General features: G+C 63.9%; 15 protein-coding genes. 11 read left to right on the top strand and 4 right to left on the bottom strand.

The features are described from left to right. Positions 1–2: 2 nt before the first annotated feature. Complete coding sequence (gene hslU, locus BMI91_RS15595; protein WP_078602462.1) at positions 3–1,310, top strand: ATP-dependent protease ATPase subunit HslU; 1,308 nt, start codon at positions 3–5, stop codon at positions 1,308–1,310. A gap of 79 nt (positions 1,311–1,389) precedes the next feature. Further along, on the top strand, positions 1,390–2,463 hold the full coding sequence (locus BMI91_RS15590; RefSeq protein WP_158522183.1) for an alpha/beta hydrolase: 1,074 nt from the start codon (positions 1,390–1,392) through the stop codon (positions 2,461–2,463). On the opposite strand, the gene BMI91_RS15585 is transcribed toward BMI91_RS15590, so the two are convergent. The 3 genes from BMI91_RS15585 to BMI91_RS15575 are packed head-to-tail and all read right to left on the bottom strand — an operon-like array spanning position 2,460 to position 4,602. Further along, on the bottom strand, positions 2,460–3,053 hold the full coding sequence (locus BMI91_RS15585; protein ID WP_078605820.1) for a Smr/MutS family protein: 594 nt from the start codon (positions 3,051–3,053) through the stop codon (positions 2,460–2,462). The genes BMI91_RS15590 and BMI91_RS15585 overlap by 4 nt on opposite strands. Continuing rightward, entirely contained in the window at positions 3,050–3,937 is an 888-nt protein-coding gene (gene mltA, locus BMI91_RS15580; protein WP_244176659.1) for a murein transglycosylase A, read from the bottom strand. Before mltA ends, BMI91_RS15585 begins: the two co-directional genes overlap by 4 nt. A 5-nt stretch (positions 3,938–3,942) precedes the next feature. Then, positions 3,943–4,602, bottom strand: a complete 660-nt coding sequence (locus tag BMI91_RS15575) for a Tim44/TimA family putative adaptor protein (protein WP_078570827.1) — start codon at positions 4,600–4,602, stop codon at positions 3,943–3,945. 118 nt (positions 4,603–4,720) lie between these two features. Between BMI91_RS15575 and BMI91_RS15570 the strand changes: the two genes are divergently transcribed. The 5 genes from BMI91_RS15570 (at position 4,721) to BMI91_RS15550 (ending at position 12,301) form a co-directional block, all read left to right on the top strand. Further along, entirely contained in the window at positions 4,721–5,248 is a 528-nt protein-coding gene (locus BMI91_RS15570) for an FxsA family protein (protein ID WP_078605819.1), read from the top strand. Positions 5,249–5,307: 59 nt separating this feature from the next. Continuing rightward, positions 5,308–5,820, top strand: coding sequence for a protein-export chaperone SecB (gene secB / locus BMI91_RS15565; RefSeq protein WP_078522734.1), 513 nt, complete (start codon positions 5,308–5,310; stop codon positions 5,818–5,820). A 135-nt stretch (positions 5,821–5,955) separates the two neighbouring features. Continuing rightward, positions 5,956–6,483 carry an isopentenyl-diphosphate Delta-isomerase gene (locus tag BMI91_RS15560; RefSeq protein ID WP_093477209.1) on the top strand — a complete coding sequence of 176 codons (528 nt, stop codon included), beginning with the start codon at positions 5,956–5,958 and terminating at the stop codon, positions 6,481–6,483. Positions 6,484–6,596: 113 nt separating this feature from the next. After that, positions 6,597–8,390 (top strand): autotransporter assembly complex protein TamA, encoded by a 1,794-nt coding sequence (locus BMI91_RS15555; protein ID WP_078605818.1) that lies wholly within the window; start codon positions 6,597–6,599, stop codon positions 8,388–8,390. After that, positions 8,390–12,301, top strand: coding sequence for a translocation/assembly module TamB domain-containing protein (locus tag BMI91_RS15550; protein WP_078605817.1), 3,912 nt, complete (start codon positions 8,390–8,392; stop codon positions 12,299–12,301). The genes BMI91_RS15555 and BMI91_RS15550 overlap by 1 nt, the downstream gene beginning before the upstream one ends. A gap of 44 nt (positions 12,302–12,345) precedes the next feature. Here the strand turns inward: BMI91_RS15550 and BMI91_RS15545 are convergent, their stop codons facing one another. Continuing rightward, positions 12,346–13,239, bottom strand: coding sequence for a YihY/virulence factor BrkB family protein (locus BMI91_RS15545; protein ID WP_078570556.1), 894 nt, complete (start codon positions 13,237–13,239; stop codon positions 12,346–12,348). 319 nt (positions 13,240–13,558) lie between these two features. On the opposite strand from BMI91_RS15545, the gene BMI91_RS15540 reads away from it, so the two are divergent. The 4 genes from BMI91_RS15540 (at position 13,559) to BMI91_RS15525 (ending at position 18,737) form a co-directional block, all read left to right on the top strand. After that, positions 13,559–15,367 carry a PhoX family protein gene (locus tag BMI91_RS15540; RefSeq protein ID WP_078605816.1) on the top strand — a complete coding sequence of 603 codons (1,809 nt, stop codon included), beginning with the start codon at positions 13,559–13,561 and terminating at the stop codon, positions 15,365–15,367. An 80-nt stretch (positions 15,368–15,447) separates the two neighbouring features. Further along, complete coding sequence (locus BMI91_RS15535) at positions 15,448–17,082, top strand: hypothetical protein (protein WP_078605815.1); 1,635 nt, start codon at positions 15,448–15,450, stop codon at positions 17,080–17,082. A gap of 89 nt (positions 17,083–17,171) precedes the next feature. Then, positions 17,172–17,951 (top strand): MipA/OmpV family protein, encoded by a 780-nt coding sequence (locus BMI91_RS15530; protein WP_078522741.1) that lies wholly within the window; start codon positions 17,172–17,174, stop codon positions 17,949–17,951. Positions 17,952–18,074: 123 nt separating this feature from the next. Next, positions 18,075–18,737, top strand: coding sequence for a CerR family C-terminal domain-containing protein (locus BMI91_RS15525; protein WP_158522182.1), 663 nt, complete (start codon positions 18,075–18,077; stop codon positions 18,735–18,737). The last annotated feature ends 41 nt before the right edge of the window (positions 18,738–18,778 follow it).

Here is an 18,778-nt window from a genome sequence, read left to right as displayed (position 1 = left end):
CCATGACCGATCTGACCCCCCGCGAAATCGTCTCGGAACTCGACCGTTTCATCATCGGCCAGAAGGACGCCAAGCGCGCCGTCGCCGTTGCGCTGCGCAACCGTTGGCGCCGCCAGCAACTGCCCGACGATCTGCGCGAAGAGGTTTATCCGAAGAACATCCTGATGATCGGCCCGACCGGCGTCGGCAAGACCGAGATCTCGCGCCGTCTGGCGAAGCTGGCCCGCGCGCCCTTCCTGAAGGTCGAGGCGACGAAGTTCACCGAAGTGGGCTATGTCGGGCGTGACGTGGAGCAGATCATCCGCGATCTGGCCGATGTCGCGATGGTTCAGACCCGCGACTACATGCGCGAAGAGGTGAAGGCGAAGGCGCATCAGGCCGCCGAGGATCGCGTGATCGCCGCGCTCGCCGGCACCGATGCGCGCGAAAGCACCCGCGAGATGTTCCGCAAGAAGCTGCGTGATGGAGAGCTCGACGACAAGATCATCGAGCTGGACGTGGCCGATCAGTCCGGCGGCATGCCGCTCGGGATGATGGGCGGCCAGCCGGGCATGGAGCAGCAGATGCAGGGTCTTCAGGACCTGTTCAAAGCCTTCGGCGGCAACCGCACCACGCGGCGCAAGATGACGGTCTCGGAGAGCTACGAGACGCTGATCTCGGAAGAGGCCGACAAGCTTCTCGACGACGAGACGGTGAAGACCGCAGCCCTCGAGGCCGTGCAGCATTCCGGCATGGTCTTCATCGACGAGATCGACAAGGTCACGGCGCGCTCGGACGCGCGCGGGGCCGATGTCAGCCGTGAGGGCGTGCAGCGCGACCTGCTGCCGCTGATCGAGGGAACGACCGTTTCGACCAAGCTCGGCCCGGTGAAGACCGATCATATCCTCTTCATCGCCTCGGGCGCGTTCCACATCGCGAAACCCTCGGACCTGCTGCCCGAACTGCAGGGCCGTCTGCCGATCCGCGTGGAGCTGCAGGCGCTGACCGAGCAGGACTTCACCCGCATCCTGTCGGAGACCGACAACGCGCTGACCCGGCAATATCAGGCGCTGATGAAGACCGAAGAGGTCGAGGTCGCCTTCACCGAGGACGGCATCGCGGCGCTCGCCAGGATCGCGGCGGAGGTGAACCAATCGGTCGAGAATATCGGTGCGAGAAGGCTCTATACCGTCATGGAACGCGTGTTCGAGGAGCTGTCCTTCACCGCGCCCGACCGTGGCGGACAAAGCGTCACCGTCGATGCGGAATTCGTCGAGAACGAGCTGGGCGATCTGACCCGCGACACCGATTTGAGCCGCTACGTCCTCTAGGGCACTGGCACCTCGCGCGCGCTCTGGTATCCTCCTGCGGGAGGGATGCAAGGCACGGGCGATGGTGCGGTTTCTGATCATGATCTTGATGCTGAGCTTGGCCGCCTGCGCACCGCGTGGGCGGCTTGCCTATCTTGAACACCCGGTCGCCGATGCGCGGTCTATTTTCGTGGGCTCGACCCGGGCGCCCGATCCGCAGACCGGGCAACCCTTCGGCACCGCGCGCAGCCAGCAGCTGCGGCTCGCACGTTTCGACGTCGCGACGCCCCCGGACCGCGAGGTGGCCGAGATCGCCTATCCGATGACCGACACCTCGCCGGTCGACCCGGACAAGCAATTCCTCGTCTCGCAATCCGAAATCGACATGAAGCGCCCTGCGTTCCAGTCGGAGCTGCGCACGGCGCTGCGCAAACATGACGGGCAGGCGGTGCTGTTCGTCCACGGCTTCAACAACTCCTTCGCCGAGGGGCTGTACCGGATGGCGCAGATGGGCGCGGATTTCGATCTGCCTGGCGTGCTCGTGCATTATTCCTGGCCGTCGCGGGCGAATGTGCTGGGCTATGCCTATGACCGGGATTCGGTGCTGTTCGCGCGCGACGGGCTGGAGAAATTGATCGACGATCTAAACGCGGCCGGGGCGAAACGCATCCTGATCGTGGGGCATTCGCTGGGCGCGGAACTGGTGATGGAGGTGCTGCGTCAGGAGGCGATTGCGCAGAAACAGGGTCGATTTTCGACGATTTCCGGGGTGGTCCTGATCTCGCCGGACATCGCGGTGGATGTGTTCAAGACGCAGGCCGACGCGATCGGCGCGCTGCCGCAGCCGTTCATCATCTTCACCTCCGCGAAGGATCGCGCGCTGCAACTCTCGGCGCGGCTGTCGGGCAAGCGCGACCGGCTGGGCAATCTGGAAGACGTCTCCAGCATCGCGCATTACAAGGTGACGCTGATCAACGTCTCGGCCTTCAACACAGGCGACGGGCATTTCAACGTCGTCACCTCGCCTGCGCTGATCCGGCTGCTCGACAGCGCGCAGAAAGTGGCCGAGGTGCTCGAGGTAGAACAGTTCGGGCGCACGGGGCTGGGCGATGCTGTGGTGCTGACGGTCGAGAATACGACGCAGATCATCCTCGCGCCGATCTCGGGCGGTTAGCGGATCCGGCGCAAGTAGACGTAATAGGCGCCCGCGCCGCCATGTTTCAGATGCGCCTCGTTGATCTGCATGACGGCGGGCGCGAGCGGCATCATCCGCAGCCATTGCGGCACCTGATGACGCAGCACGCCGACGCGGCGCGGGATCGGACCGTCATCGTCGCCGCGCTTGCCCTTGCCTGTGATCACAAGCACCAGCCGTTTGCCGTGGCTTTGTGAATTCAGGATGAAGCGGATTAGTTCGGGATGAGCTTCGGCCAATGTCAGCCCGTGCAGATCGAGCACGCCTTCGGGCTTCAGCTTGCCGCGCGTCATCGCCTTATGCGCCTTGCGGTCCATCGTGACGGGCTGACGTGCGAGATGCTCGCCCGGCTCCGGGGTCAGATCGTGACGGCTGGGCGAGGGCTTGGCGTGCTGGCCCATCTCGAAACTGCGCAGCCCCTCGGCTCTCGTTTTCGGCTTGGGTTTGGGCGCCAGAAAAGACTCTAATTCGGCGGGATCGGCCTTTTTCGGGCGGTAATTCTCCGTGGTCGACGCCACGCGATCCCACAGCGCGCGTTCCTCGGGGCTGAGTTTGCGTTTGCGGCTCATGCGCGCCTCCGCAAGCCGATCATCCGGCCCTTGGCGTTGATCGCGCCCGCGATACGTCCGGCGTCCATGCCGGTGCCAATGAAAATATCGCCGCGCCCCGCGCCCTTGATCGCAGAGCCCACATCCTGCGCCACCATTAACCGCTGTCCAAAGCCCGGACAGTCGATCCAGACCGGGCTGCCCAACGGCACGACCTCGGGGTCCACGGCGAGGCTGCGTCCCGCGCTCACCGGACGCCCCATCGCGCCCAGGGGGCCGGTGTCGCCCGGGATATCCAGCACCCGGAAGAACACGAAAGAGGGGTTGTGATCGAGCAACCCTTGCAGCTGATCGGGGTTCTCGGCGGCCCAGCGTCGGATGAACTCGGGCGTCATCCCCTCGGCCGGGGCTGCGCCGCGCGCGATCAGCTCCTTGCCGATCGAGCGGTAGGGATGCCCGTTCTTTCCGTCGAAACCCAGCCGCAGGCTGCCGCGATCCGCAAACCGCACCCGTAGCGAGCCTTGCACCTGCGCGAGATAGGCCTCGATCGGGCGCTCCAGCCAGACCAGTTCATGCCCCGCCAGCAGATTGCCAGCCGCAATCTCGGCGCGGGTATACCACGGCGAATTAGACCCTATTTCACCCGGTTTCGCATAAAGCGGCCAGGCGAAGCGGTCGGATTTCTCGCGCGCGCCGGGCAGTTCGGGTTCGTAATATCCGGTGAAATGCGCAGCCGCCTCGGGGGCGATTTCATAGGGGGTGAAATAGGTCTCGAAGGCGGCTCTGGCATCGCCCAGCCCGGCGGTGTCCATCCCATAGAGATCGGCCGTAACGCAAAACGCCGCCCAAGCGGCGGCGTGATCGTCCCGGGTCCATCCGGGAATATCGGCGAAGGACAGCGCCACCGGCTTCAGCCGCCCGTGGCGACGAGCTGCCAGTTCGGGTCATTCGCACCCATCGTGCGGGCGAAGGTCCAGATGTCACGCTGCTTGCGCGGCGATTTGGGGTCGCCCTCGACCACCTCTCCGGCGGCGTCGCGCGCGACCGAAATGATCTCGGCCCCGAAGCGCACGGTCACTTCGGCTTCCTTCGTGGAGTGGTCGAAATCGGCATTGCTCAGCACCAGTTCGCGCAGGCCGAGGAATTCCGCCTGAACATCGAGACCCTTCTCCTTGCGCGCTTCCACGGCGCCCTCGAAGGCCTCGTAGACCTCGGCGGACAGGAAGGGGCGGACCTTTTCCAGATCGCCGGTCTCGAAAGCCATCAGGATCATCTCGTAAGCGCCGCGCGCGCCTTGCAGGAATTCCGAGACCGAGAAGCTCGGCTCGACGCGTTTCATCGCGGCAAGCGCGACGGCGGCGGTCGAGCCCTCGGGCACATTGTCGATGATATCGTGATCGGGACCGCCTTCGATCACGTCGAAATCGCGCTTCGGCGCCGGCGTGTCCGGCGTTTCGGGCGCGATCGGCTTTTCATAGCCCTCACGGGTCCCGAGCACGCTTTTCAGCTTGAAAATCAGGAAGATCGCAATCGCCGCGAGGACGATAAGCTGAATGACGGCACCGGACATCGAGACCCCTGTGTTTGGCTTCATGTTTGTTTCTAGGTCAATGGCTACTTATGTAAGGCGTCAACTAGTTCAAGTCCACCGGCGCAGCTTGCCCGGAGACGCGATAAAAGAGGATGCCATGTGGATCTTTCTGGCCTTTCTGGCCGTGCCGCTGATCGAGATCGGTCTGTTCATTCAAGTGGGCGGGCTCATCGGCCTGTGGCCGACGCTGGGGATCGTGTTGCTGACCGCGATCGTGGGCACGTCGCTGGTCCGCAGGGAAGGGGCGCGTGCGCTCAACGATCTGCGCAGCTCTCTCAATGAATTGAGCGACCCGTCGCGCCCACTGGCGCATGGTGCGATGATCCTCGTGGCCGGGGTGCTGCTGCTGACGCCGGGCTTCTTTACCGATACGGTCGGGATCCTGCTGCTGATCCCCGGAATTCGTGACTGGGTGATGAAAGCCGCAGCGAGCCGGGTGAAGGTGCAGCGATTCGAGATGGGCGGCGCATACCGGACGACGACCCAATACGATCCGCGCCGCGAACCTCCGAACCGTCCGCGCGATCCGGAGATCCTCGATGCCGAAGAGGTCGAGGAGATGACCCATCGCGACGATCCCAACGGCAAGCCCTCCGACGGGCCGTCCGGCTGGACGCGTCATTGAGAATTGAGGCTTCTTTCTGCCGGTGCTAAACCTCGCACAAATAATTTTGGGAGAGGTCGATGACTGACGAAGCAAATGGCGAGACCAACGGCGCCGCGGATCCGCAGCAAGAGCAACAAGGGCTGCGTATGAACATCCTCGCGCAATTCACGCGCGACATGTCCTTCGAGAACAATGTCGCCACGAAAGGCGTGCAGACCAGCGACATCCAGCCCGAGATGCAGGTGCAGGTGTCGCTCGATGCCAAGAAGCGCAACGCCGAGCATCAATACGAGGTGATCACCAAGTTCAAGATCACCGCGAACAACAAGTCGGACGGCGCGACGCTCTATCTGCTCGAGCTCGATTACGGCGGCATCTTCCACGTCGAAGGCGTGCCGGAAGATCAGCTGCATCCCTTCCTGCTGATCGAATGCCCGCGTCAGCTGTTCCCCTTCGTGCGTCGCATCGTCTCGGACGTGACCCGCGACGGTGGCTTCCCGCCCTTCAACCTCGAGATCGTCGATTTCGTCGCGCTGTACCGCAACGAACTGGCGCGTCGTCAGCAGACCGAGGCGCCCACGACGGTCTGATTCGTCAAGCTGACCTGAGGCGCGGCATCGTGCCTCAGGGACAAGCTGACACCGTGACTCTGGCCTGTCACGGACCCATTTTGTAACGGTGATCCCGTCCGCGACCCGGACAGGATCACCGGATTCAAAAGAGGTATCATGGGCCAGATACAGGCATGGATCGAGGGCACGCTCGCCCCTGTCGACGTGATGGATGCGCATCGCGAAGGGATCCGCCACCGGGCGGTTTCCATTTTCGTCATGGATGGCGAAAAGCTCCTTCTGCAGAAGCGCTCGGAAAACTGCCTGCAATCCCCCGGTCTCTGGTCGAATACCTGCTGCAGTCATCCCGATTGGGGGGAGCGCCCCGAGACCTGTGCGCTGCGGCGACTGCGCGAGGAGCTGGGCATCGAGGGGCTCTATCCTGCCCATGCCGACCGCATCGAATACCGGATGGATATCGGCGACGGGCTGGTCGAGCACGAAGTAACCGACATCTACATCGCCTATGCGCAGCGCGGCCTCACCGTGAATCCCGATCCCGAGCTGGTCTCGGAGACCCGCTGGATCGGACTTTACGACCTCGGGGCCGAGGTGCGGCGCTATCCCGATCGGTTCTCGCGCTGGCTCCGGTTTTACATGCACGAGCATATCTCCCGCATCCTGCCCGCGCTGATCTGCTGAGTAGTGGGGATTTCTGCCGATTGCCTTAAATTGCTACGCGGAATTCCGCGCTTGCCCTAGCTTTCGTACCGCTTACCTGTAACTCTGCTCTCGATTGGGCGGGGGCATGAGTAATGGGACTGAAGACCATCCGAGTTTTTCATTTGAGCGTGGCGGCGCTTGCGATCCTCGCGACCCCGGCACTCGCATATTCGTTGAAGTTCAACACTCCCGGCGCGTCAGACGATCTGCGCAATACGATCAAGGGCGCATCGCTTCTGGTGCAATCTGCAGAAGACGACAGCAAGGACGCGCAGGACGTGCTCTCCGAGGCGCGCGCCGACTATAACCGGATCGTTTCGGCACTGTTCGCTGAGGGACGGTATTCGGGCACCGTGTCGATCAAGCTCGACGGGCGCGAGGCCGCCTCGATTCCGCCGCTCGATGCACCTTCCACGGTGAACAACGTCACCGTGACCGTGACGCCGGGCCCCGAATTTACCTTCTCGCGCGCCGATATCGCGCCGGTCGCGCCGAAAACCGATCTGCCCGAGGGCTATAAGGTCGGGGCGGTCGCGAAATCGGGCGTGATCGTCGATGCGGCCAGCGCGGCGACGACCGGTTGGCGTGATGCGGGGCACGCCAAGGCGGAAGTCTCCTATCAGAACATCGTCGCGGATCACCGCGCCAATCAGCTGGCCTCCGACGTGCGTCTGGCACCGGGGCCGCTGGTGACCTTCGGGCGGCTGGAAACCTCCGGCAACAAGCGCTTGCGCACGAAACGCCTGCGCGAGATCGCGGGCTTCCCGACGGGCGAGGTCTACGACCCGAAGAAGCTGGATCAGGTTCAGGCGCGGCTGCAGCGCACCGGGATTTTCTCCTCGGTCGCGATCACCGAGGCCAAGACCCTCAACCCCGATGACAGCCTCGATGTGAACCTTGCCGTGGTCGAGCAGAAGAAACGCAAGATCGGCCTCGGCGCGGAGCTCAGCACCAGCGACGGGCTCGGCCTCAATGGCTACTGGCTGCACCGCAACCTCTTCGGCGGCGGCGAGCGTTTCCGCGTGGATGCGGGCATCTCCGGCATCGGCGGCGCGACGGGCGGCACGGATTACTCGATCGGCGCGCGGATCGACCGCCCGGCGACCTTCAACCCGGAAACCAGCGCCTATATCACCACCGAGATCAGCCAGAAGAACGAAGAGGATTACACCGAGAACGCCTTCGATATCGGCTTCGGTCTGACGCGGATCTTCAACGACAAGCTGACCGGCGACGTCTCGATCAATTACGGCTGGTCCAAGGTGACCGACGACTCGGGACAAACCTATTTCCGTCAGGTCTATCTGCCGACGAAACTCACCTGGGACGATCGCGACAACAAGCTCGATCCGACAAAGGGCTATTACATTCAGGCCGGCGTGACGCCCTTCGTGGGGATCGGCGGCGATACCGGCACCGGGGCGCAGGTCACCGGCGATCTGCGCGCCTATCGGGGCTTCGGGCAGAACGATCGCTTCGTGCTCGCGGGGCGCGTGCAGCTTGGCGGGGTCTATGGCTCCGATCTCGAGGAAACCCCGCGCGACTATCTGTTCTACTCGGGCGGCGGCGGCACCGTGCGCGGCCAGCCCTACCAGTCGCTCGGCGTCGAAGTGCTCGATGGCGGCACGCTGAAAACCGGCGGCACCGAATTCGTGGGTTTCCAGGGCGAGGCGCGCATCGGCATCACCGACAAGATCGGCGCGGTCGCCTTCTACGATTATGGCTATATCGCGGGCGGCGGCGACTCGGGCTCGCAGGCGGGCGCGGGCCTCGGCCTGCGCTACAAGACGGGCATCGGCCCGATCCGCCTCGACGTCGGGTTCCCGGTCTCGGGCGGCACCGGATCGGGGGCGCAACTCTATATCGGTATCGGGCAGGCCTTCTGATGAAACGTTTCGCTATCCTTCTCGCTTTCTGCCTGACGCCGCTGGTCGCCACCGCGCAGGACAGCGCGCCGCAGACCGCAGATGGGGCAGGGGCCGCGACCGACGAGCAGACGCAGCGCGACCGCTCCTATCTGACCGGGTTGATCGAGGATAACCTCTCGGGCGCCGGGCGTACCGTGCGGCTCGACGGGTTCTCGGGGGCGCTCAGTTCGCGGGCGACCTTCGATCAGCTCACGATCTCCGACAAGGACGGCGCGTGGATCACGATCAAGGATGGCGCACTCCAGTGGAACCGCACGGCGCTGCTGACCGGCAAGATCGAGATCGACGAGCTCTCCGCCGCCGAGATCGACCTGCCGCGCCTGCCGACCTCCGAGAGCAGCTCGACCGCTCCCAGCCCCGAGGCCAAGCCGTTCCAGCTTCCCGACCTGCCCGTCTCGGTGCAGATCGGCAAGATCGACGCGAAGAAGGTGATCCTCGGCGAGCCAATCCTCGGGCAAGAGGCGACGGTCAAAGTCTCTGGCTCGATGTCGCTCGCAGGGGGCGAGGGCAACGCCAAGCTCGACATCACCCGGATCGACAACAAGAAGGGCCAGTTCTCCCTTACCGCATCCTACGAAAACGCCACGCGTGAACTGGGCCTCGACCTGCTGGTGGACGAGGGCAAAAACGGGATCATCGTCCAGAAGGTCGGCCTTCCGGGCAATCCGGCGATGACGCTCGCCGTTTCGGGCAAGGGCCCGCTCGACGATTTCACCGCCGATATCGTGCTGAGCACCGAAGGTCAGCAGCGTCTGGCGGGGCAGGTCTCGGTGGGCAGCAAACTGCCCGAGGGCGCACCCGAAGGCAGCGACAAGGTAACGACCTTCTCCGTCGCGCTGGGTGGCGATATCCGTCCGCTGCTGCCGCCCGACTACCACGAATTCTTCGGCAACGAGGTCGCGCTGGTCGCGGATGGCACGCGCACGGCCTCGGGACAGACGACGCTCAATACGCTCGATCTGAAATCGCGCGCGCTGCAGTTGAACGGCTCGGCGCAGACCGGCGCCAATAACATGCCGGTGAAATTCGACCTCACCGCCAATCTCGGCCTCGGCGATGGCCAAGAGGTGCTGCTGCCGATCTCGGGGCCGAAAACCTATGTGCAATCGGGTACGCTCGATCTCTCTTATGACAAGGCCGAGGGCGATGGCTGGAAGCTGACGGGCCGTCTGAACCAGCTGCGCCGCGAAGATGGCACCAAGATGCTGACCGCGAACCTCTCGGGTTCGGGCCGCATCCGGCAGGCTTCGCCGCCCTCTGCGGGCGGTACGGTGCTTTTGGGTATCAACGGGTTGGAGCTGTCCGATCCAAAGCTGAGCGCCGCCGCGGGCAGCGCCGTTACCCTGCGCACCGTCTTCTCGTGGCAGCAGGACAAGCCGCTGCGCCTGTCGCAACTGGCGCTGAAAGGCACCGGCTACAGCCTGAATTCCAACCTCACGATCGACAATATCAGCGAGGGTGTGACCATCGAGGGCGCGGCGCAGGTCGACCATTCGAACCTCTCGATGCTGTCGGGTCTGGCGGGGCGTGATCTCGGCGGCGCGGCGCGGATGACGGTCGCCGGGAAATACACCGTTCTCAGCGGCGCCTTCGACGCCAATCTCAACCTCGTCGGTCAGGACATCTCGATCGACCAGCCGCAGGCGGATCGTGCGCTGGCGGGCCGGTCGGAAATCGCGATCTCGGCCAAGCGCGACGAGACCGGGCTGACACTGGATTCGCTTAACGTGCAAACAAGCGCGGGCACGCTTCAGGCGCAGGGTGATCTGGCGAGCGAGAACGGCAAACTGACCGCCACGCTCGACACAAATGACCTGTCGCTGCTGGGCGATCAATATGGCGGCAAGTTGGCCGCCGATGCGTCCGTGACGTTGAATGGCGGCACCTATGGGGTGACGCTCAAAGGCACCGGCAATTCCCTCGCGATCGGTATCCCCGAGGTGGACCGCGCGCTGGCCGGGCGGTCTGAGTTTTCGGTCTCGGGCTCGCGCAGCGATGCCAGCATGACGCTGGACTCGCTCGATGTGAAAACCGCAGCGGGAGAGTTGCAGGCGCAGGGCAATCTCGACGGCGACAAGGGTAAGGTGACCGCCCATCTCGACACCAAGGATTTGTCGGCGCTGGGCGCGAAATATGGCGGTACGCTCGTGGCCGATGCGACGGCGACGATGGATGGCGCGACCTATGGGCTGACGCTCGACGGCACCGGCAAATCCCTCGCAATCGGTCAGCCCGAGGCGGACAAGCTGCTGGCGGGCACGACGAACCTCTCGCTGCAGGCCAAATATGCGAACGGCGCGGTCGAAGTGCAGAACCTCGACCTGAAGAACCCGCAGCTCGACGTTTCCGCCAAGGGGACCGCGGACGAGACCTCGCGCAAGGTCGACCTGAACGCGCGCCTCGCCAATGCCGCGCTGCTTGCGCCGGGCTTCCCGGGACCGGTGACGGTGTCGGGCACGGTCACCGAGGATGGCTCTGGCTATAATCTGAGCCTCTCCGGCACCGGACCGGGCGGCTTGGACGCGAAAGTGTCTGGCCGCATGGCGACGAATTTCGCCGATGCCGATCTCTCGATCACCGGGCAGGCGCAGACCGCGCTCGCCAACAGCTTCATCGAGCCGCGCTCGGTCCAGGGCCCGCTTAGCTTCGATCTGCGGATGAACGGCAAGCCGGGGCTGGCGGCGCTGTCGGGCACGGTGACGTCGAATGGCGCGAAGGTTGTCGCCCCCAATCTCGGCATGGTTCTGGAAAACGTCGACACGCGCGTGCAGCTTTCGAATGGCAGCGCGCAGCTTGGCGTGACCGGGCGGCTGGGCACGGGCGGGCAAATCACCGTCAACGGCCCGATCAACCTCTCCGCGCCCTATAACGGCAATCTGACGATCCGTTTCGACCGCGCGCGGCTGAAGGATCCCGAGCTGTATGACACGCGCGCCTCGGGCACGATCACGATGGACGGGCCGCTGACCGGCGGTGCGAAAATCGCCGGGCGCATCACGCTGAGCGATACCGAATTGCGGGTGCCCTCCTCGGGCGTCGGCGGCGGGGCTTCGGTCCCCGACGGGATCCAGCATGTCGGCGAGAGCGGTGCGGTGCGCGAGACGCTGAAGCGTGCGAGCCTGCTGAACAATGGCCAGAGCGATGCGAGCGGTGGTGCGAAGGCCTCCGGTCCGTCGTTCCCGCTCGATGTCACCATCGCCTCCGAACGCGGCATCTTCGTGCGCGGCCGGGGTCTGGATGCGGAGCTTGGCGGTTCGCTGAGGATCACCGGCACCACGGCGAACGTGATCCCGATCGGGCAGTTCTCGCTTGTGCGCGGTCGGCTCGACATTCTGGGGCAGCGCTTCACGCTCGATCAGGGCCGGATCGCGCTGCAAGGCGCGCTGGTACCCTATATCGACTTCACCGCGACCACGACGCAGGACGATTACACGATTTCGATCAACATTCAGGGGCAGGCGAATGCGCCGTTGGTGACCTTCGCGTCCTCCCCTGACCTGCCACAGGATGAGGTTCTCGCGCGGCTGATCTTCGGGCGCTCCATCGACAATCTCTCGCCCTTGCAGGCGGCGCAGTTGGCCTCGGCCGTCGCGACACTCGCGGGCAAGGGCGGCGAAGGGATCATCGGCAAGCTGCGGAAGAATTTCGGGCTGGATGATTTCGACGTCTCGACCGATGCGCAGGGCAACACCCAGCTCAAGGTCGGGAAATACCTGTCGGACAATATCTATACCGATGTCACGGTGGGCGGTGACGGGACCTCGCAGATCAACCTCAATCTGGATGTGACCAAGAGCCTCACCGCGCGCGGCACCGTCGGTTCCGACGGCAAGAGCGGGGTCGGCCTCTATTTCGAGAAGAACTACTGATCCATAAGTTTCACTTCATTTCCGCGCCCGGAAATAAGTGAAACTTATGACGAGGATGCTTCCTTGGCCTTAGCCTCGTCGTCGCCCTCGATCGCGTCGCGGAGTTTCTCTTGCGCGCGACGCTTGCGGAAGGCGGCGAGCTCTGCGTTCAGCGCGGCCCCCATCAGCACCGAAAAGGCGCTGAGATAGAGCCAGACGAGAAGCGCGATCACCGCCCCGATCGAGCCGTAGATCTTGTTGTAATTGCCGAAATTCGAAAGGTAGAAGGTCAGCCCGATCGAGCTGAGCCCCCAGAGCGCCGTCGCCAGCACCGCGCCGAGCGTCAGGATCGGATCGCGCTTGCCCTCGGTATTGGGCCCGTAGCGATAGAGAATGCCGAGCGCCGTCAGCATCAGCAAAAGCATCGCCGCCCATGGCAGACCCGAGAGCAGAATCTTGGAATATTCGTGGAAGGGCAGGAAGTTGATGGCGACGGGGACGACGACCACCGTCGCCATTGCGGCCAGCATCACGCCGACCAGCGCGATCGTCATCAGGTAGCCCATGATGAAGCTCCAGATCGTCGCCCGGGGCCGGGTGCCGTGGATCACGTTGAGGCTGAGCACCAGCGCCGCGACGCCCGCGCGGGCCGAGAACAGGGTCACGGCGGCAGAGAACATCACGCCGAGCCCGATCGTTGCGCGCGGCCCGATCAGCCAGTTCTGGATCTGGTCGTTGATCAGCGCATAGGCTTCGGGCGGGATGAAATCATCCGCCACGTTGAGATAGGTGCGGATCACCGTCGGATCGGCAAACGCGCTCCACAGCGCGATGGTCGCGGAGATGCCGGGGAAGATCGCGAGCATGGAATAGAAGGCGACCCCCGCCGACACGAGGGTGATATTCGATTGGAACAGCCGCCCGAACAGGCTGACCGCGAATTTCGCCGTTTCTCTCACGCGCTACTCCTCGTTTCATTCACCATTGCTCAAGCCCCGCGTGATCGCAACGCGGCGCCCGCGCTTTGCTGAAAGCTGTTGCGTCTCAGGCGCTTGGCGTCGCGCGAGCCGAACCGTGCCTGTGCCAGACAGGGCCGGAAACACGAAAAAATGCTGGAATAGGGTCTATTTTTGGCCAAGGCGCAGGTCAGTACGGGCCGAGCCACGCGCGCCCTCCGCCCGTGGTCGGGGCCAAGATCACGAAAGCGCCAGATTGTCACAAAAGGGAATCACTTCGCCGTTAGGAGCGTCGTGAACGCAACTAGCCAAGGGATCAGCCATGTCGCTTCGTACGACCCTCCTCCAAGCCACCGCTATCGCTGTGCTGCCGCTTGCGGCACATGCCGGTGATATCTCTTTCTCGCCCGTTCCTTTCGCCAAGGATGACGCCGCCAAACGTCAGGCCATCGCCTCCGACACGGTCACCGTCGACGGCAAGGATTACAAGATCGGCTATCACGTGATGGCGCGCTCGGGCGACAAGATCGGTGACAACACCTTCGCCCTACTGACCGACAAGGACGGCAACCCGGTCAAGTCGGCCGACGGCTCCGAGCATATCTCGGACTCCGCCGATTTCACCTCGCTCCTCCGTCAGGGCGACAAGCTTTATTCGGTGACGCATTTCGAGTCGCGCCCCGGTGCGATGTATCTCAGCGAAGTCGCGCAGGATGCGGACGGCAACCTGAAGCTGGTTTCCACCAAGCCGATCGACTTCTCCGAATATCACGGTCTCTGGGTGCCCTGCGCGGGGTCGGTGACGCCGTGGGAGACCCATCTGGGCTCGGAAGAATACCCGGCCGATGCGCGCGTGATCGAAGCGGCGACCTCGCTCGACGAGATCGACGATTACGATTTCCCGATGGTGCGCTATGCGGGCGTGAACCCCGAGGGCATGACCCTCGAGCAGTTCCGCGACGCCTACAAGCCCTATCGCTATGGCTACCCGACCGAGATCACCGTCTCGGAAGACGGCTCGGCCAAGGCTGACAAGCATTTCGCGATGGGCCGCGTGGCAGTCGAGTTGGCCTATGTCATGCCCGACCAGAAAACCGCCTATATCTCGGATGACGGCACCAATGTGGGCCTGTTCCGCTTTGAAGCCGACAATGCAGGCGACCTGAGCGCCGGGACGCTTTACGCGGCCAAGTGGAACCAGACCTCGGCAGAAAATGGCGGCGCGGCCGATCTGGAATGGGTCGATCTGGGCCATGCCGACGACGCGACGATCCAGAAGGCGATCGAAGCCGGCACCCAGTTCTCGGATCTCTTCGAGACCGCCGAGATGGGCGAGGACGGTTCCTGCGCCGACGGCTTCTCGGCTTCGAATGCCGAAGGCAATCCCGAGTGTCTGAAGGTCAAGGACGGCATGGATGCGATCGCCTCGCGTCTGGAAACCCGTCGCTATGCCTCGATGAAGGGCGCCACGACCGAGTTCCGCAAGATGGAAGGCATCACCTACGACGCCGACAAGCATCAGATGTATCTGTCGATGTCGGCGGTCGAGAAGGGCATGGAAGACGGTGCCAAGCAGGATCTGGGCGGGATGAACGCGATCAAGCTGCCCAAGAACAAGTGCGGCACGGTCTACTCGCTCTCGCTGGACGACAAGTTCACCGCGACGAAGATGATGGGCCTGATCTCGGGCAAGCCGCTCACCGAAGAGCACAAGGTCAAAGCACAGGACGCAAGCTGCGATCCGGCGCATGACATGTGCGGCGACACGGCAGAGCTGAACAGCTGCGATATCAACGGCATCGCGAACCCGGACAACATCACCTACATCCCGGGCTACAACACGCTGATCATCGGTGAAGACACCGGTTCGGGCCACCAGAACGACGCGATCTGGGCGATGAACACCGACACCAAGGAGCTGACCCGCATCGTGTCGACGCCCTACGGTTCGGAAACCACCTCGACCTACTGGTACCCGAACGTCAACGGCCACGGCTACCTGATGGCGGTCATCCAGCACCCCTATGGCGAGAGCGACGAAGACAAGCTGACCGACCCGGCGCAGGCGCGTGCCTATGTGGGTTACGTCGGTCCGTTCCCGCAGATGGATGCCACCGCGAAGACCCAGTAACGGGCGCTCGCGAGACATTTCTGGCGAGGCCCGGCGGAGACCCGGGCCTCGCCTTTTCTTTCAAGACTGAGGACTGACGGATGCTGCGGATTTCGATACTGGCGCTGCTGAGCATGACCACGATGGCGGGGGCGGTCGATCTGAAGACCACGGTGCTGGACAATCCGACGGCCTATATTCCTCCGCAATGCTATACCAAGACGGAAGACACGGCGGGCGAGGTGCATAACCCCTGCCAGACCTGTCACTCCTATCCGCGCCACCCCAATTACGTGCGCGATGCCGATCTGCAGACCGAATATGCGTTTCCGGGCCCGGCGCTCGAGAACCCGTGGCGCAACCTCTTCGTGGATCGCCGCGCCGCGGTGGCTGCGACCGACAGTGCCGAGATCCGCGCCTATGTGCGGCAGGACAATTACCACGACGCCGAGGGGGGGATCGCCTTGGCTACGAGGCTCGCCGATCCGCCTGCGGCCTGGGACGTGAACGGCAATGGGCAATGGGACGGCTATATTCCCGACGTGCAATTCGCCTTCGACGACGAGGGGTTCGACCGCAGGACCGATGGCAGCCTGACCGGCTGGCGCGCCTTCGCCTATCAGCCGCTGCCGGGCACGTTCTGGCCGACCAATGGCTCGACCGATGATGTGATGATCCGTCTGCCGGAGGCGTTCCGTCAGAATGCCGAGGGGGTCGAGGACATTGCGACCTACAAGACCAACCTCGCGATCGTGCAGGCGCTGATCACCCGTGCCGATGTCGCGATCGAGCCCACCGATGAGGCCGCGATGGGCGTCGATCTGGACCGCGACGGGGTGATGGGGCAGGCGGAGGTGGTGAAATTCGCCTTCGCGCCGCTCGACGGGATCACGATGCATTGGGCGGGGCGCGCGGGTGTCGAAGGTGCTCAGCTTGCCGCCGGGCTGTATCCCAAGGGCACGGAATTCGTCCATTCCGTGCGCTATATCGACCCAACGCCCGAGGGCATCGAACTGGCCGCGCGGCTGAAAGAGCTGCGCTACATGGTCAAGACGGATTGGGAGAGCTATGCCGATCTGGAAGAGACCGCGCTGGCCGAGTTGAAGGAAGACAGCGCCTTTCCTGACCGCACCAAGCAGTTCTTCGGCAGTTCCGAGACCGGCGTGCCCAACACGTTCGGCTGGCGGCTGCAGGGTTTCATCGAGGATGCGACGGGCGATCTGCGCCCGCAGAGCTTCGAGGAGACCGTGTTCTGCGTCGGCTGCCACGGTACGCTGGGCGTGAACGACGATTCCACCTTTGCCTTCGCGCGCAAGCTGGGCAAAGAGGCCTATCGCGGCGGCTGGTATCACTGGACGCAGAAGGGGCTGGCTGGCACGCCCGACCGAGTGCGCGCCGATGGCAGCGGCGATTACGCCCATTACCTGAAGACCAACGGGGCAGGGGACGAGTTCCGCGCCAATGCCGAGCTCATCGAGGATTGGCTGGAGGCGGGAAAGCTGCCGCCCGAGAAAGAGGCGGCTTTGGCCGAGGATATCGGTCCGCTGATCCTGCCCTCGCCGGAGCGTGCCGATGCGCTCAACGCGGCCTATCGGATGATCGTGCGCGACCAGAGTTTTACCCAAGGACGCGATGCGACGGTGGCCCCGGTCGACGGCACGGTCTGGCGTGAAGTGGAGCAGGATCAGCCCACAGGGATCGAGGAAATCGCCCAGCCGTGGTATAAGCGCCGCTAATCTGAACCAATCTGCGCCAGCCGATTGCGTTTTTCGCCGCCAATTGGCAGTGTTTGCGCAAATCGGTACATTTTTTCGGGAGCGCCATCATGGCAAAAGTCATCCGCCAACTTTCCGCAAGCGCCGCAATCGCGGTCGCTGCTGTCTGCACCGCCGCGAGCGCGCAGGCAGAAAGTGGCGTGACCTTCACCATCGGCGCGGGCGCACGCTATGCCCCGTCCTATTTCGGCGCGGATCATTACGACACCAGCCCCACCGCGAAGGTGAAGCTCAACAGCTTCACGCTGCAGGGGATGCGGTTCGGCTCGGACGATCCGAATTACGAAAAGCTGGGCCCGAACGTGCATGGCTCCTTCCGTCTCGTCGGCGGTCGTAATTCCAGCGATTATTCTGAGATCGCGGGTCTCGACGACGTCACCACGTCGCTCGAACTGGGGCTCGGCCTCGGCTATCAGGCGCCGCAATGGGGCGCTTTTGCCGATATGCGCTATGGCGTGGTCGGGCATAACGCCGTCGTCGCTGAAATCGGCGCCGACTGGAAACCGATCAAGACCGACAATTTCAAGCTGAGCATCGGGCCGCGCGTCTTTTATGGCTCGGGCCTCTACAACCGCACCTATTTCGGCATCAGCCCGTCGGAATCCACGGCGAGCGGTCTCGCGGCCTATTCGCCCGATGGCGGCCTCGTCTCGACCGGTCTGGAACTGTCGGCGACCTACCAGCTCGGCAATGACTGGGCGGTCGAGGGCAAGCTGAACTACGATCGCCTGCAGGGCGATGCGGCGGACAGCCCGATCGTGCAGCAAGGCTCGCGCGAGCAAAGCTCGGTCTCGCTGATGCTGACCCGCCGGGTGAGCTTCCCGTTCTGATCGGGCCAAAGCTTCCTACGAAATGCATGAAGCCAAGCCGCATGGGTCGCCCGTGCGGCTTGCTTTTTTTGCGCCTCGCCGCGCATGTTGGCGACAGATTTTCCCTCCAGACGTGATGCGCCGATGACCCAGACACAGCCGCCCGCCCGTGATCGAACCGCGCGCGCCCTGATCGAAGCCGGGATGCGCCTGTTCGGGACGAAAGGGTTCGCGGCCACCTCGACGCGGGAACTGGCCGAGGCGGCGGGCGCGAATGTCGCCGCGATTTCCTACCATTTCCAAGGCAAGGAAGGGCTGCGCCGCGCCTGTACGCTGGAATTCGTGCACCGCATGGAAGAGGTGATGCGGCCTCTTGGGCCGCCGGAGGCGCTTTCACCCGAGGCGGCGGAAGCGGAGATCAAGGCGCTGATGGAGGCGATGATCTCGCGCATCCTTACGCAACCGGATGCGGCCTCGATGATCGGCTTCGTGATGCGCGAAGTGACCGAAGGCGGCGAGACGCTCGATATTCTTTATGACCGCCTGATCTCGATTGTGCATGGGCGGCTGCTGGCGCTGTGGGCCCGGGCGAGCGGAACCTCCGAGGAGGATCCGGAGAGCGCGCTGCGGGTTTTCGCGATGATCGGACAGGTGCTCTATTTCCGGCTCGGCGCGGAGGTCGTGCGCCGCAAGATGGGATGGTCGGAGATCGGCGGGGCGGAGGCTGCGCAGATTTCCCGGGTCGTCGCAGACAATCTGGATGCGATGCTGGCGCAGGCGCGCGCCAAGACCGCCCCCGACGCATGAAAAAGGCCGCCCCGGCGGGAGCGGCCTGAAATATTCCTAGC

The sequence above is a fragment of the Thioclava sediminum genome (assembly GCF_002020355.1).
GTDB lineage: Bacteria > Pseudomonadota > Alphaproteobacteria > Rhodobacterales > Rhodobacteraceae > Thioclava > Thioclava sediminum.
Note: the sequence above shows the minus strand (reverse complement) of the source record. Positions and strands in the feature narration are given on the sequence as shown.

What these genes read in the sequence shown, in the direction of transcription:
- hslU (WP_078602462.1), top strand. Translation starts at nt 3, where the DNA reads ATGACCGATCTGACCCCCCGCGAAATCGTCTCGGAACTCGACCGTTTC.
- BMI91_RS15590 (WP_158522183.1), top strand. Translation starts at nt 1,390, where the DNA reads ATGATCTTGATGCTGAGCTTGGCCGCCTGCGCACCGCGTGGGCGGCTT.
- BMI91_RS15585 (WP_078605820.1), bottom strand. Translation starts at nt 3,053, where the DNA reads ATGAGCCGCAAACGCAAACTCAGCCCCGAGGAACGCGCGCTGTGGGAT.
- BMI91_RS15575 (WP_078570827.1), bottom strand. Translation starts at nt 4,602, where the DNA reads ATGTCCGGTGCCGTCATTCAGCTTATCGTCCTCGCGGCGATTGCGATC.
- BMI91_RS15570 (WP_078605819.1), top strand. Translation starts at nt 4,721, where the DNA reads ATGTGGATCTTTCTGGCCTTTCTGGCCGTGCCGCTGATCGAGATCGGT.
- secB (WP_078522734.1), top strand. Translation starts at nt 5,308, where the DNA reads ATGACTGACGAAGCAAATGGCGAGACCAACGGCGCCGCGGATCCGCAG.
- BMI91_RS15555 (WP_078605818.1), top strand. Translation starts at nt 6,597, where the DNA reads ATGGGACTGAAGACCATCCGAGTTTTTCATTTGAGCGTGGCGGCGCTT.
- BMI91_RS15550 (WP_078605817.1), top strand. Translation starts at nt 8,390, where the DNA reads ATGAAACGTTTCGCTATCCTTCTCGCTTTCTGCCTGACGCCGCTGGTC.
- BMI91_RS15540 (WP_078605816.1), top strand. Translation starts at nt 13,559, where the DNA reads ATGTCGCTTCGTACGACCCTCCTCCAAGCCACCGCTATCGCTGTGCTG.
- BMI91_RS15535 (WP_078605815.1), top strand. Translation starts at nt 15,448, where the DNA reads ATGCTGCGGATTTCGATACTGGCGCTGCTGAGCATGACCACGATGGCG.
- BMI91_RS15530 (WP_078522741.1), top strand. Translation starts at nt 17,172, where the DNA reads ATGGCAAAAGTCATCCGCCAACTTTCCGCAAGCGCCGCAATCGCGGTC.
- BMI91_RS15525 (WP_158522182.1), top strand. Translation starts at nt 18,075, where the DNA reads ATGACCCAGACACAGCCGCCCGCCCGTGATCGAACCGCGCGCGCCCTG.